14 protein-coding genes are annotated in these 13,527 nt (G+C 58.5%); 9 read left to right on the top strand and 5 right to left on the bottom strand.

The features are described 5' to 3' along the window. The first annotated feature begins 41 nt into the window (after positions 1-41). Genes GJU83_RS12750 through GJU83_RS12735 form a run of 4 tightly spaced genes read left to right on the top strand, consistent with a single transcriptional unit; the run spans position 42 to position 3,740 of the window. Positions 42-1,610: a bifunctional GNAT family N-acetyltransferase/carbon-nitrogen hydrolase family protein gene (locus GJU83_RS12750; protein WP_153634496.1), complete on the top strand. Its 1,569-nt coding sequence runs from the start codon at positions 42-44 to the stop codon at positions 1,608-1,610. A 23-nt stretch (positions 1,611-1,633) separates the two neighbouring features. Beyond that, a complete protein-coding gene (locus GJU83_RS12745) occupies positions 1,634-3,154 on the top strand; it encodes an intermembrane phospholipid transport YdbH family protein (protein WP_228715187.1) in 1,521 nt (506 codons plus the stop codon). A 44-nt stretch (positions 3,155-3,198) separates the two neighbouring features. Then, positions 3,199-3,366, top strand: a complete 168-nt coding sequence (locus GJU83_RS12740; RefSeq protein WP_228715191.1) for a YnbE family lipoprotein — start codon at positions 3,199-3,201, stop codon at positions 3,364-3,366. Between the two features lie 29 nt (positions 3,367-3,395). After that, positions 3,396-3,740 (top strand): YdbL family probable chaperone protein, encoded by a 345-nt coding sequence (locus tag GJU83_RS12735; protein ID WP_069184210.1) that lies wholly within the window; start codon positions 3,396-3,398, stop codon positions 3,738-3,740. Positions 3,741-3,767: 27 nt separating this feature from the next. Here GJU83_RS12735 and rluF read toward each other — a convergent pair whose 3' ends face one another. Next, positions 3,768-4,706 carry a 23S rRNA pseudouridine(2604) synthase RluF gene (rluF, locus tag GJU83_RS12730; RefSeq protein ID WP_153634494.1) on the bottom strand — a complete coding sequence of 313 codons (939 nt, stop codon included), beginning with the start codon at positions 4,704-4,706 and terminating at the stop codon, positions 3,768-3,770. A gap of 134 nt (positions 4,707-4,840) precedes the next feature. Between rluF and GJU83_RS12725 the strand changes: the two genes are divergently transcribed. From GJU83_RS12725 to GJU83_RS12715, 3 genes are all read left to right on the top strand, one after another. Then, on the top strand, positions 4,841-5,236 hold the full coding sequence (locus tag GJU83_RS12725) for a hypothetical protein (protein ID WP_069184212.1): 396 nt from the start codon (positions 4,841-4,843) through the stop codon (positions 5,234-5,236). 48 nt (positions 5,237-5,284) lie between these two features. Continuing rightward, on the top strand, positions 5,285-6,271 hold the full coding sequence (locus tag GJU83_RS12720) for a CobW family GTP-binding protein (RefSeq protein ID WP_069184213.1): 987 nt from the start codon (positions 5,285-5,287) through the stop codon (positions 6,269-6,271). Positions 6,272-6,374: 103 nt separating this feature from the next. Beyond that, positions 6,375-6,914, top strand: coding sequence for a class I SAM-dependent methyltransferase (locus GJU83_RS12715; protein WP_370686086.1), 540 nt, complete (start codon positions 6,375-6,377; stop codon positions 6,912-6,914). Here GJU83_RS12715 and GJU83_RS12710 read toward each other — a convergent pair. From GJU83_RS12710 to GJU83_RS12695, 4 genes are all read right to left on the bottom strand, one after another. Next, entirely contained in the window at positions 6,911-7,912 is a 1,002-nt protein-coding gene (locus tag GJU83_RS12710) for a PA2778 family cysteine peptidase (protein ID WP_083231838.1), read from the bottom strand. The two genes, GJU83_RS12715 and GJU83_RS12710, sit on opposite strands and share 4 nt — an antisense overlap. Positions 7,913-7,921: 9 nt before the next feature. Continuing rightward, a complete protein-coding gene (locus GJU83_RS12705) occupies positions 7,922-8,323 on the bottom strand; it encodes a PA2779 family protein (RefSeq protein WP_069184215.1) in 402 nt (133 codons plus the stop codon). Between the two features lie 107 nt (positions 8,324-8,430). Next, on the bottom strand, positions 8,431-9,495 hold the full coding sequence (locus GJU83_RS12700; RefSeq protein WP_069184216.1) for a carboxysome shell carbonic anhydrase domain-containg protein: 1,065 nt from the start codon (positions 9,493-9,495) through the stop codon (positions 8,431-8,433). Positions 9,496-9,513: 18 nt separating this feature from the next. Then, on the bottom strand, positions 9,514-10,962 hold the full coding sequence (locus GJU83_RS12695; protein WP_069184217.1) for a phospholipase D family protein: 1,449 nt from the start codon (positions 10,960-10,962) through the stop codon (positions 9,514-9,516). Between the two features lie 159 nt (positions 10,963-11,121). Between GJU83_RS12695 and GJU83_RS12690 the strand changes: the two genes are divergently transcribed. Further along, positions 11,122-12,771, top strand: coding sequence for a serine/threonine-protein kinase (locus tag GJU83_RS12690; protein ID WP_069184218.1), 1,650 nt, complete (start codon positions 11,122-11,124; stop codon positions 12,769-12,771). Continuing rightward, entirely contained in the window at positions 12,771-13,526 is a 756-nt protein-coding gene (locus GJU83_RS12685) for a protein phosphatase 2C domain-containing protein (protein ID WP_069184219.1), read from the top strand. Before GJU83_RS12690 ends, GJU83_RS12685 begins: the two co-directional genes overlap by 1 nt. Position 13,527 lies beyond the last annotated feature (1 nt).

The raw sequence follows: 13,527 nt of genomic DNA, 5'->3' as shown, positions 1-13,527 counted from the left end.
ACCAAAGATGAGGGCAAATCAACGCCTTTGCTGAGGTGTCTATGTGTCCCCCGTTTTCCGATCCTGATCAGCGCCTGTATGTCCGCAATGCCACGCTGGCGGATATTCCCGGCATCATCCAGCTCAGCCGTCGGGTTTATGAAGGCACAGGCATGTACGGCTACACCAAGGGGCCGCTGACCGGGCAGATCAATACCTTTCCTGACGGGCAGTTTGTCGCCATGCTTGGGGATACTGTAGTCGGCTACTGTGCCACGTTCCGGATCGCCGAGGAGATCGCCCTGGCCGCTCACGACTGGACGTCCATAACCGGCAATGGCTATGCCTCAAGGCATGATCCGGAAGGCGACTGGCTCTACGGAATGGAAGTCTGTGTTGATCCGGAATGCCGTGGCTACCGCATCGGTGAGCGGCTCTACAACGAGCGCAAGCAGTTATGCCAGACGCTGGGGTTGCAGGGTGTGGTCTTCGCCGGGAGATTGCCGAGTCTGCGCCAGCGCCTCAAGAAATTCACCAGTGTCGAAGAATACGTCGAAGCGATCCGGAGCAAGGAACAGAAGGATCCGGTGCTGTCCTTCCAGCTTCATCAGGGGTTCGAGGTACACGGTATCATTCCGCATTATCTCGACGCCGATCACGACTCCATGGGCTATGGCATTCACCTGGTCTGGCGCAATCCGAAAGTACCCCAATCCGAGAAAAACGGGCGCAGGAAACGGTACGGTCAGCGCATGCGCGATACCGTGCGAATCGGCACGGTTCAGTATCAGCAACGCCCGGTAGCGTCGTTCGATGAATTCAGTGAGATTGTCCGGTATTTCGTGGACGTTGTTTCCACCTACAAAGGCGACTTTGTCGTGTTTCCGGAGCTGTTCACCCTGCAGCTTCTGTCCATTGAGGCCCGCAAGGGCAGCCCCGCCGAGACCTTTGCCGCCGTTACTCATTACGCCGAGCGCTACCGCGAACTGATGCGCGATCTGGCGTTGCGCTATAACATCAATATTGTGGCCGGCTCCACCCCGGTCCGTGAGGAAGACGGCACCATCCGGAACATGGCGTACGTGTTTCTCAGGGATGGCCAGGTGTTCAGCCAGCCCAAGATCCATCCGACGCCCAACGAGGCCTTTTGGTGGAACGTGCAGGGCGGTAACCGGGTCAGCGCCATCGAGACCGACTGTGGCACAATTGGCGTGCTGATTTGCTATGACGCGGAGTTTCCGGAGTTGACCCGGCATCTGGTGGATCAGGGCGTGCATATTATCTTTGTGCCCTTCTGTACCGACGAACGGCAAAGCTATTTGCGGGTGCGCTACTGCTGTCAGGCCAGGGCCGTTGAAAACCAGGTCTACTTGGTGTTGTCCGGCAACGTGGGCAACCTGCCGAACGTTCCGAACATGGAAATCCAGTACGGACAGAGTTGCATCCTGACACCCTGCGACTTTCCGTTTGCCCGGGATGGCATTGCTGCTGACACGGAACCCAACGTGGAAACCGTCGCTTTTGCCGATCTGCGCCCGGAAGTGCTGATCACCGCCCGCAACAGTGGTACCGTGAAAAACCTTCAGGACCGCCGGCACGATCTTTACAGCGTGACCTGGCGCGGTGAGTGAACCGGATCGACAGGAGTGTCGTTTTGCCCGATAAAGGGTCCGTACAGTCCAGACGCATCGGACGTCGGCTTTTCTGGATCGGTGGCCCGGCACTGCTCGCCTGGCCCCTGGCAGTCGCAGGCTGGTCTTTTGCCATTGATCAGGGCTCGATAGGCATGGCGTTGCCGGATATCCGGTCTGGTGGTTGGGAAGTCACCGGAAGCCAGGCGGATATCAGACCCTCTGTCACGGCCGATAGTGATTCTGCGATTATCGAATTTGCTCCTTCCTCCCTGATTATCACGGAATATCTCGCCTATACCGGGGCGGAGCAGCCGTTGAGGTTCAACACCCTGCGCACAGACCTGAGCAATTCCACCGTTACATTGGACTATGGCGCGTCAGGCTCCTGGGCAGACCGAATTGCGATTGACGGCGATATCGCCGTTTCTGCCACCCGTGTTGAGCATCCGATCCTGTTGCCGCAGGCATGGAACTTCGAGGGAAGGGCAGAAGGTCGCCTTTCCGAACTCCGCGTCCAGGGAACCTTGGTTTCTGACTCTGGTTTCTCCGCCGATCTCGACGTTCAGCTTGACCCCGATGGCGGCGTTTCGGTTGCTATCGAGTCTGTTATCGACGGTAAACAGGGCGTTCGGGCCCTGGCAGGCACTCTGTCTGGCTGGCCGGATCTTCTGACCGTCGATTCCGGCAATGCCCGCCTTCGGATGGCAGTTTCCACCGGCAGGGGCGGTGAGCTTGAAGCCAGTGGGATCGCGGATTTGCAGGATGTCGGGGGTGTGTATAACCGCACGGCCGTGTCCGGACTCTCAGGCCGGGTGCGGGTATCTCTTGAGAATTCGCAGGTGGCGGGCAGTTTCAGGGACCTGGCCGTTGGTGAGATCAATGCCGGCATCCCCGTCAGCTCGGTTCGGTTCTCGGCGAACTACAACGCCCCGATGACGGAACTGCTGGCCGGAACTCTGGAGGTTCAGCAGGCCAGAGCCCGGTTCCTTGAAGGTACGCTCAGAGTTCCTCCTGCGGTGTACGAGTTGGCAGGTGGCTCTGGCCGTATCCCCGTTGAGGTTGAGGATATCTCCCTGAGCCGTCTGATGGCGGTGTATCCAGCGGAGGGGTTGTCCGGAAGCGGGCAGCTTCGTGGAAGAATCCCTCTGGGTATCAGTGGCGACGGGGTGCAGGTGAGTGCAGGAACAGTGTCAGCCATAGACCCGGGTGGCCGTTTGCAGCTGCCGGCGGACAAGCTTCAGGCAATGCTGGGTGGCAATCAGGCCATGGATGTTGTGGTTCAGGCGTTGCAAAACTTTCACTATTCAGTGCTTAACAGCACGATAGACTACGATGAACAGGGTAAGTTGACGCTGGGCCTACGACTTGAAGGTAAAAACCCGGAGCTCAGGGGCGGGCAGCCAGTCGTGCTCAATGTCAATCTTGAGGAAGACATTCCGGCGCTGCTGACCAGTCTTCAGTTGAGTGGCCGGGTGAATGAAGCCGTTACCAGACGTGTCCGGGAGTTGCTGCAGGAATCCGGTGAGGAGACAGCACCATGAGAAAGCCCTTGCGGCCGGAAAGGCCGCCATATGCGAGAATACTGATGACAGCGATGCTGCCAATGGCCATGGCGGCCTGCACACCCACAGTGCAGATGGCGGCACCCAAAGAGCCGATTACGGTCAACCTGAACGTGAAAATCCAGCACGAAATCTACGTGAAAGTGGATAAGGAAGTGGATGACCTGTTCAGCGAACAGGGTCTGTTCTGACTGTACGCGGAAAGTTTGAGGGGTTAACGATGAAACGATTGATGCAGATGTTTGCGCTGGTTCTGGCGTTCGGTATCAGCGCCTCCGTTCTTGCCATGGGGCTGGACGAAGCCAAGCAGAAACTGGAATCGGTCAAGCAACAGGGGCTGGTTGGAGAAACGCCAACGGGTTATCTGGAGGTGGTGCGCGCCGAAGGGCAGGCCAGCGAAGTGGTGGAAGCCATCAATAGCGCCCGCCGGGATGAGTACAAGCGGATCGCTGAGAAACACAACATTCCCGTCACCCAGGTGGAGACGGTTGCAGGCAAGAAGGCGATCGAGAAGACTCCGTCCGGCCAGTACGTGCAAATGGGCGGCAAGTGGGTGAAAAAGTAGCCCGACGCGGCCAGATGCAAGCCTCGCTTACCGTTTAACGCTCTTCTGCCTTGGTTTGCCGCCTTTGGGCCGTTTACCGGAGGTGGGTCTTTTGCCAGGCGTGGGTTTTCCTTTAGGGCCTGGTCGCCGAGCAACGCCGGGCTTGCCCGGTGCTGATGAAGATCCAAGCTTTCGATTGGTCTGTGGTTTGGTCTTCGCCCCGGGCTTCTTTTTTGCAGGCTTGCCAGAGTTGGGCGGCGCCTCTGACGACGAATCCCGTATGGCATCGAACAGCCCGGCCAGTTCTTTCTCGGTCAGGTCCCGCCATTGGCCCACCGCGAGCCCTTTCAGACTGACGTTCATGATCCGGATACGTTCGAGTTTGGTAACCTCGTAACCAAAATACTCACACATCCGGCGAATCTGGCGGTTAAGGCCCTGAACCAGGATGATCCGGAAGACAAATCGTGACTCCCGCGACACCTTGCACTTTTTCGTCATGGTTCCGAGGATCGGCACACCATTGGCCATACCCTCCACGAATTCCCGGGTGACGGGCTTGTCGACGGTAACCAGGTATTCCTTTTCGTGGTTGTTGCCCGCCCGCAGGATCTTGTTGACCAGGTCGCCGTTGCTGGTCATGAAGATCAGGCCCTGGGAGTCCTTGTCCAGGCGTCCGATCGGGAAGATGCGTTCGCTGTGACCCACAAAGCGCTGGATATTGTGTTTCTCCGCGCTGTCCGTGGTACTGACAATCCCTACCGGTTTGTTCAGTGCAATGAACACGAGATCTTCTTCAGCCCGTGGCTCGATCACCTGGCCGTTCACCTTGACCGTGTCACCCGGAAGCACCTGGTCGCCGACGGTCGCCCGTTTGCCGTTGATGTAAACATTGCCTTGCTCGATGTATCGGTCAGCCTCCCGGCGGGAGCACATACCGCTTTCGCTGATGTATTTGTTGAGCCGGGTGGAATTGCCAGAGGTCATCGGGAGTCCGGTTGCCAGTGAGAATGTCGGGCATCATATCAGTCTGGAACACCGGTCGCAGCAGGGCTGGTTCTTTCTAACCGTCTCTGCCATTCTTGGCGGCGCCCTCAACCAATCAAACAAAAAAGACCATCATGGAAAAGACACGCATCACTATTGTTGCCGTTACCTGTATTGCCCTGTTCTTCCTGACCAACTACCTGTTCCGGTATCTGATCGGATTTACCGGGTTGTTGGCTTCATTGGTCATTGCGGCCCTGATTGCCGTCTACATGAGCTTCTCGGTGGCCCGGACCCTCGAGCGTTTGCCAATGCCGGAGGAGCGCTCACGGGCGCTATGGATTTATGGCGGTTTTCTCGGAGCCCTGTTCGTCGCTTTCGGCGCCTGGATGTTCCTGGATGCCGGGATGGATGCGGTCACCCTTGCCACCCTGTTTGTTCACTATTTGCCCTATCCGGCTCTCGCGCATGCGCTGCTATCGGATAAGGCCGTCGGGATGTTCCTGAAGAAGGATCGTCCTGGGGGATAAGGTGTTACAATATAACGTTTCGATTCTTCAAGGAGTGCCTCCGACGCCATGGCTCAACCTATTCCCACCAGTCTGATACTTGGTTTTCTCGGTGTCGGTAAAACCACCGCCATTCTGGATTTGCTGAAAAACAAACCGGAAAACGAGGTCTGGGCCGTTCTGGTCAACGAATTCGGCGAGGTGGGCATTGATGGCGCCATGCTGCAAACCGAGGGCGCCTTCATCAAGGAAATACCCGGTGGCTGCATGTGCTGCGTGGCCGGCCTGCCGATGCAGATCGGGCTCAACCAGCTGATCCACAAGGCCAAGCCGGATCGGCTGCTGATTGAGCCCACCGGGTTAGGGCACCCCTCCCAGATTCTGGATACCCTGACCAGCGAACACTACCAGGATGTGCTGTCGATGGGGCCGGTGATCTGCCTTGTGAACCCTCGCAGGCTCGAGGAGCCGAAAGTGCTGGGCAATGTCCAGTTCCGGGATCAGGTGGCTGCGGCAGATATTCTTGTCGCCAACAAGACTGATCTTTGCACTCCCGAACAACTGGCCCATTTCGATAACTGGGCGGCTCAGCTGGAGCCGGCCAAGCGGGCGATTCACCACACACGGTTCGGACAGCTTGCGCCGGGATGGCTGGACGGCCAGTCCGATGCCCTGCCAGTGACCAATCCGGACGCTCACCATCACCACCATCACAAGAACTCAGCGCCGGCCCCCGCTATTGATGACGAACCCTGGCAGCAGATGACCAATCAGGGGCAGGGGCACTTCAGTGTTGGCTGGCGGATTCATCCGGAACTGATCCTGGACGAGAACGCATTGCTGGTGATGGCCATGGACTCGGCGTTTGTGCGCTTCAAGGCGGTCGTTCACACAGTCGATGGCTGGCGGGCTATCAATGTTGTGGATGGTGCTCTGACCGTTATTCAGGGTGAACCGCAGGCCTATAGCCGGGCGGAAATAATCGCGTCTGATCAGATTGATGCCCGGGAACTTGATGCCCGCATGCGGGCGGCCGCAGGTCTGGATCCGAGGTGAACGAGTGAGCCTTTGTCCGGTATGTGAGCAGGGCAGTCTCTTGAAGTTCCGGGTGGTAAATACCCAGCGTTACCTTCGATGCGATGTCTGCCAGGCCACGGTGATGGATGCGTCCTGCCGGCTATCGCCCGAGCAGGAACGGGACATCTATCAGCTCCATGACAATGACCCGTCTGATGCGGGTTACCGGAAATTTCTCTCAAAACTGACGGAACCTCTTCTTGAGCGACTGCCACCGGGCGCCAGCGGCCTCGATTTCGGCTGTGGTCCAGGCCCGGCTCTGGCGCAGATGCTTGAGGCGGAAGGTATGGACGTCAGTCTCTACGATCCCTACTTTTATTCATCGACGTCCGTCCTTGATCAAACCTACGATTTCATCACCTGCACCGAGGTGGTCGAACATCTCTATGCGCCGGCTGCCGTATTCAGGGATCTGGACCGGATGCTCAGGCCTGGTGGCTGGCTGGGCGTGATGACCTGCTTCCAGACCGACGATGACCGGTTCGACAACTGGCACTATCGCCGCGACCCGACCCATGTGGTTTTCTACCGGGAATTCACCTTCAAGCTGCTGGCCAACCGGTTTGGTTGGCATCTGGAGATACCGAGAAAGGATGTGGCGCTGTTCCGGAAGCCAGCCTAGGGCCTTTTTTGCGAGCACTCCGGTAGTGCAGGACAGTGTTCTGCGGATTTGGCATCGTCATGGCTCAGCAATTCCGACTGACCAAAACGATCCGGTGCCAGAGACGCAGCACACCGCGCAGCCTGCTTTGCTGTCCCCGAACAGCCGCTTTCCTGCAATGCGAAAGCAAGGTTGTTCCAGCCCTCGGCGAACTCCGGAAAACGTGTTGCCGCGCGCAGGAAATGGCCCCTTGCCTCATCCCGGCGGCCCAGTTTCCAGGCCAGGTTGCCTCTGGCCATGGTGGCCGTCGGTTGGTCTGGCCAGGTGATTTCGGCCGTCTCATAGGCGATGCCAGCGGCGGTGGTTCGCCCGGTTGTTTCAAGGTCATGGGCGGATTGCAGAAAACGAAGTGGTTTTGCGGTCGCAGGCACCCGGTCCGGCGGCAGAATGGTCACGGCCCAGTTGTCCGCCCGCCCCCAGGTGTTGCTGAAAACCTCCAGATCTATGGCCTCCCGCTTGCGGGTATCGGTATGGAGGATCAGGTCTCGCTCCTCCGAGTCGTAGCCCATGACAACTGCAAAGTGCCATTGGGGCCACCAGTCGAATCTCAGATTCTGCATCACCAGCACCGGGTTGCCCGAGTCGATTTCGACCAGCAGGCTCTCGAGCTCTCCATCCAGCGGGTAAACCAGCATGCCGTGCGCCCGCGCGGCGGCCACCATCTCGACCTGAAGGGACCCTTCGCGACCGGGGATGTAGACGAGTTCTTTAAGGATGTCGGGGTCGGTGTGAAGTCCCTGGCTATTGAGCATCATTGCCAGGGACGCCGGCCCGCACTGATACTTCTCCTGCGGGTAGAAAGGCACATCGTCCAGAGTAACCCGATCGGGCCTTGAGAGCTGGTCGTCTTTAGGTGACGGCCATTCTGGCGTGCTCGCACAGCCAGCCAGCAGGCTGACCGTCAAAAACACGGTCAGCCCGCCGGAAATGGCTTTCAGTCTGGAGAACAGGACTGTCACTGCCCGCTGCTAGCGGATGCAGTTCACGAACGGGAAGATGTTCGTGGCGCAGAGCATATCGGTGATGATGAACACCAGCAGGAACAGCACAATAATGCCGACAACATCCTGCCCTGCAGGTGCTTCGGCAAGCTGACGCTCGAAATCCGCCAGTTCCGCGGGCGTGAGGTTCTGGATGCGTTCCTTGACCTGGTCCTGGCTGACCCCGAGGTCTGCCAGCTTGGCCTGAACGTCCTGTCTGTCGAGCATGCTGATAAGCTCTTGCCGATCCAGTTGAACCTGTTGTTGGCCGATCATCTCGCCGGTTCCAACCATGCCGGCAGTAGCGGTAGCCGACCAGACAGAGCCCAGCGCCATCATCATCGCCATGAAAAAGGAAACGTACCTCAGGTGTTTGCGAATGCCTGACATGATTCACTCCTGTTATTGGCTACTTCCGCTGTAGCTGATGTGTTGGGTCATGTTGCACTACTTTCACGATAGATCAGTCTGTTGCGTTCCCTCAACCTACAAAATGTTCATGATCCCCGGACTTCAAGCTTGCGCTCCGGCCAATGGAGGATCGCTGAGCGAGTAACCATCCTGGTGGCCAGCTCAGGAAAAGCCTGGCGGATAACCTCGGCCCCGAAGTCTGCCAGGAATGCCGATTTCAGTTCCGCCCGGGCTTTCTGCGTGCCCGGCTCCTGATAGGGCGCAGAGCAAAGCAGCAGGAAACCATCGTCGGGAATCCGGCCGCTGTCCATATTGCTTTTGATAATCCCTGCCGCCTGGCGGATGGGGTGAGATAGATCCGGACTGTAGGGACCAATGATCAGGGCCACGTTCGGCGCGTGCAGGAAATCGAATCCCCGGCCGAGGCAGATTACCCATTCCCGGTGCTCGATGTTCAGCTCCCGGTCAAACTGGCGGATCTCGTTGACGTGTCGGATATTGCCCTCAACCAGGGGCAGCAGATCGCGTTGCACCGGTTCCGGCATATCCGGACAAAGGGAGGCGATTTCGGAGGCCATGTCGTCAAGTCTCGACACAGGAATGGTGGACAGATCCAGCGTTCGCTCCTGGCTACCGTGCAGAACCAGCGCATCCTCGTCACTCTCGAAACCACATACCAGGGGATAGACCGTGCGGTGGCCGTTCCCGAACAGTTTTTCCACCTGGCTGCGGATCTGGAACGCATGGCGCATGGCGGCCTCACGGTCGCAGTCAAAGCCGGCGCAGCCCCGTTCCCGTAAACCTTTTGAGTAGTGATAGGTAATGATGATCAGCACCCGGCGCCCCTGACTGACTGCCTGCTGTACCGTGTCCGCAAGCATGTCGCCCAGATAGGGCCAGCCCAGCTCAAAGATGCCGCCGAGATTCCTGAAGGGGTGTATGACCCCAAGGGGCGTCTGGGTCACGTAGGGCAGGTGAATGCGACCGTCCATGCACTTCATGGCAATGATCTGGGTGTTGTGCTCCGCCAGGTAACGCTGCCTGGCCAGATGGTTTTCCGGACTGCAGAAGCTGGCCGAGTGGGCCCGGCTCAGTTCCATCAGCCAGTCGATCCGTTCTGAAATGGGGCGTGCATGTACCGGTGTTGTCATGGCTGTGTCCTGTGATGTTCAGAAGGTCGACAGGCCGGTGGCCTCCATTATCCGGTAGCGCCAGTAGCGAAGCCTGGATTCATCGGCCCAGTCCTCGTAGGGCAGGCTCATTACCGGATCGTCCCCGGACCCTTGTTGCCATTGTTGGTCGAAAAAGTCTCTGGCCCGGGTGGCAACCTGCGACTGGTCGGCCACCGACACCCAGACATCGGCTTCGAGATTCAGGTCGTCAAGATTGCGCCGGGTAAAATTCGCCGATCCCAGCAACAGCTCTGTTGCGCCGTTTTGTTTGCCCAGCAACAGAAGCTTACTGTGACATTGCTCGCCCAGGGTATTACACCAACGGACGGGAACGCCTGCCCGAACCAGTTCCATGGCTACCTGTCGATTGGGAATGCCACTCTTCTGGTGGCCGAAGGCCTCGTTGTTGGCATCAAGCAAGACCCGCAGCGCCACGTTCCGTTTTGCCGCATCTATCAGGGCTTCGACGATATCGCGGTGGGAAAGATAGAACATGGCCATATCCAGTTGGTCGCCTGCTGAGGCCTTTCGAATCATCGCCAGGGCCTCATCCAGGATGGCTGATTCGGTCAGCACTGCCACCCGGGGCATTGCAGGTTCATCGGGTGGCGCAGTCGCTTCGGAAACCTGACTGATTTGCTCATCGATCGGTTGGGTGTTGGCGCCGGACATGGCGAGCACGGCACGCTCGCTTTTCAGCAGATCAATCACCGCCGGGCCCTTGAAACTCAGCCCCAGGTTGCTGTGCCGGCTGCTGCCGTCGTGGGGGTTGGCCGAGGTAACAATGGCTCTGAGGGAACCGGCCTCATCCGCAACTACAACCTTGCGATGGTTGGCCTTGAAGTTCAGCAGCGCGAGGTAGCTTCGAAGGGTAACGGGCCTGGTGCCCAGGGCGTTGTCCAGCCAGCCGTCCCGTGGGTTGTTTCCGAACCACTGGCAACACAGGCGCCAGATCGCAGACCAGGTCGGGTTGCTGTCTCTGAGTGGACGAAGCGCGGTCTCCACAACTGGAATGCCACCATTACGCAGGGCCTCGAACCAGGGTGAGATAGTGCCGCCGTACATGGTGTTCAGAGGATCGGAGATCACCGTAATGGAGAGCTCCGGTTTCTCAGCTTTCCTGGCCAGCAGTGCCTCGGTCAGTTGTTGTGCCAGAGGGCGGTGGGCGACATTCTCCGGTGCGGTGCTGTTAAATAGAAACATGTCGACGAGAATGAACTCGTTGGCCTGTCCCACAAGCCGGAACACCTCGTCGAAGATTTCATGGTCGCGCTCTTCCCGGCCGTCCTGATAGTGACGGGTGACGTCTGTCAGCAGCACGGGTTCTTCCAACGGCACCGCGGTTCCACGGTAGCTGATGCCCGGTGGCAGTGGCTTTTGAGTGTGGTACAGGCCGATGCCGGCCAGGGTGAGCAACAGCAGGAGAATCAGTAACTTCAGTGTCATGTGTGTATTTCCATCATCCCTGAGGTAAACGACGGCATAACTATACGTGACCTCTCTCTCAGGTAAACAAACACTTACAAAAAACACCCCGGCCGTTGTATCGAAGTTCCGCCACGCTTCCTAAACTAGTCAGATCAACCATTTATAACAAAGTTGCCTGTGAACGCCATACTCTCTTTCATACCGCGCCTGTTCAGTTTGCGGGCCGTTATTCTCGTTCTGGCTGTTGTGTTTGCCCTGATGGGGGACCAGCTTGCTCTCGTTGGCTGGGCCGACCGCGCACTGTTCAGCATTCTCGGCGTGCCAGACGGCTCTGACCCGTCCACGATTGTCCCGCAGGAGGCATTCGGGCCGGCCATGGCTGATCGGGGCCTTTCGGAACCACTCTGGTCCGACATGGCAGTGACCGCAGGGCTGGCAATTGCGGCCCTGTATCTGGTGCTTGCTATCCCGGTGATGGGCGCAGCCGTTTCCCTGCCTGTCACGCTTTTGCTTGGCGGCTCGCTCGTGGTGATCCAGGCCGCGTTGATGTTCTACCACAACGCCTGGGTTCCGTTTGGCGTTGTGCTCACTTTGCTGGTGGTTGGTTATGTGGTGATGCTGTTCTGGCTGCAGCCACGGAAACACATCCGTGCACTGACAGACAATGTGCGCGATGCGCGGCTGAAGCTGGCCAAGGTGTTTCTGCAGCAAGGCCATACAGACGAGGCCCTTGAAGCGCTGGATCGCTGCCCCGACTGTGAGAGCGAGATCGAGCTGCGCTACGATGTCGCCATCCAGCAAGAGCGCAAACGCCAGTACGACAAGGCGGTCAGCACCTACCGCAGTATTCAGGAACGAAAAAAAGGTTTTCGGGACACCGCCGCGAGGCTGTCGGCACTGGAGAAGCTCGCACCGGATAACTCGTTGGTGCAGGGAGGGAGTTTCGACAACACCCGCACCCTGTTGATGCCGGAACCGTCAGTGAGTCGCCCGACCCTGGGGCGCTATGAAATCGAGCGGGAGATTGGTCGTGGTGCCATGGGTGTGGTCTATCTGGGCAAGGATCCGAAGATTGCCCGAACCGTTGCTATCAAGACCCTCAGCTACCAGGCGTTTGATGATGGCCAGCTGCAGGATCTCAAGGAGCGATTCTTCCGGGAAGCGGAAGCCGCTGGCCGCCTGAGCCACCCGGCTATCGTTACCGTGTATGACGTGGGAGAGGAGGCCGACCTCGCCTACATCGCCATGGACTATGCGAAAGGGCGGCCGCTCAGTGAATTCGGCAGATCCGGCCGGTTACTGCCCCTGCCCAGGGTGCTGGATATCGTTGCCCGAGTGGCAGACGCATTGGCCTACGCCCACAGCCAGAAAATCGTCCACCGCGACATCAAGCCCGGAAATATTATCTTCAATCCCGACTCTGGCGATATCAAGATCACCGATTTCGGCATTGCCAAGATTTCCGATGACTCCCGAACGCGAACCGGGGCGGTCATGGGCAGCCCGCTGTATATGTCGCCGGAACAGTTGAAGGGCCAGAAGGTCACCGGAGCCTCTGATATCTATAGTCTGGGCGTGACCCTTTACAAGCTGGTGAGCGGCGAAACGCCCTATCAGGGCGACACCCTGGCCAACCTGACCTACCAGATTCTCAACAAGCGCCCGCGCAGCGTCCGCGAGTTCAACCCGGACCTGCCAAACGGCGTGGTCCGTCTGATCAACAAGGCCATCCAGCGTGAGCCGGACAAGCGCTTCGCCAGCGCAGCAACCATGGCAGAGGCTGTGCGTCGTCTGGCCGTTCGCGAAGCTGGCCAGGAGGTGTCCTGATGCGCTATCACGTTGCTGGTCAAAGTCACCGGGGAGCCGTGCGGGAGTCGAACCAGGACGTTGTCGACTGGCGGATCAATGATGCCGGTGATCAGGCGTTACTGGTGGTTGCCGACGGCATGGGTGGGCATCAGGGTGGTGAGGTCGCCAGCCGTCTGGCAGTTGATGCCGTTATCGAATCCCTGGAACCGGCCATTGCTGGTGGCGCGTTCGACGGCACCGATGGTGCCATCCGGGAACATCTGGAGCGGGCCTTCTCGCTGGCCAATGAGCGGATAGTGAACCGCCGTTCCGGGGACCCGAAACTTGAAAAGATGGGCACCACACTGGTGGTGGCCTGGGTGATTGAGGATCAGGCGCACATTGCCCATGTTGGAGATTCCCGGTGTTACAGCCTGCGTAGCAGCCAGGCGGTGTGTCTGACGCGGGACGATACCGTGGTCCAGAATATGCTGGAAGACGGCAGCATTACCGCGGCGGATGTGCCCAATGTGCCGTTCAGGAATGTTCTGACCCGGGCAGTGGGAACAGTGGAGCAGGCGGTTCCGAGTTATCGGCGTGAAACCCTCGAAAAGGGGGATGTGCTCCTGCTGTGTTCCGATGGGTTAACCGATTCGGTCCCGGAATACCGGTGGCTTGAGATCCAAAAGGAAAGTGGCGGCATGGAGCGCACGGTTCAGGCACTGATTGATGCCGGCCTGGCAAACGAGGCTGGCGACAATCTGTCTGTGGTATTACTGACGTTGGAGTATTGAG

It is taken from the genome of Marinobacter salsuginis, from assembly GCF_009617755.1.
GTDB classification, from domain to species: domain Bacteria; phylum Pseudomonadota; class Gammaproteobacteria; order Pseudomonadales; family Oleiphilaceae; genus Marinobacter; species Marinobacter salsuginis.
The sequence above is the reverse complement of the archived record's forward strand: the minus strand, read 5'-3'. Positions and strand labels throughout refer to the sequence as shown.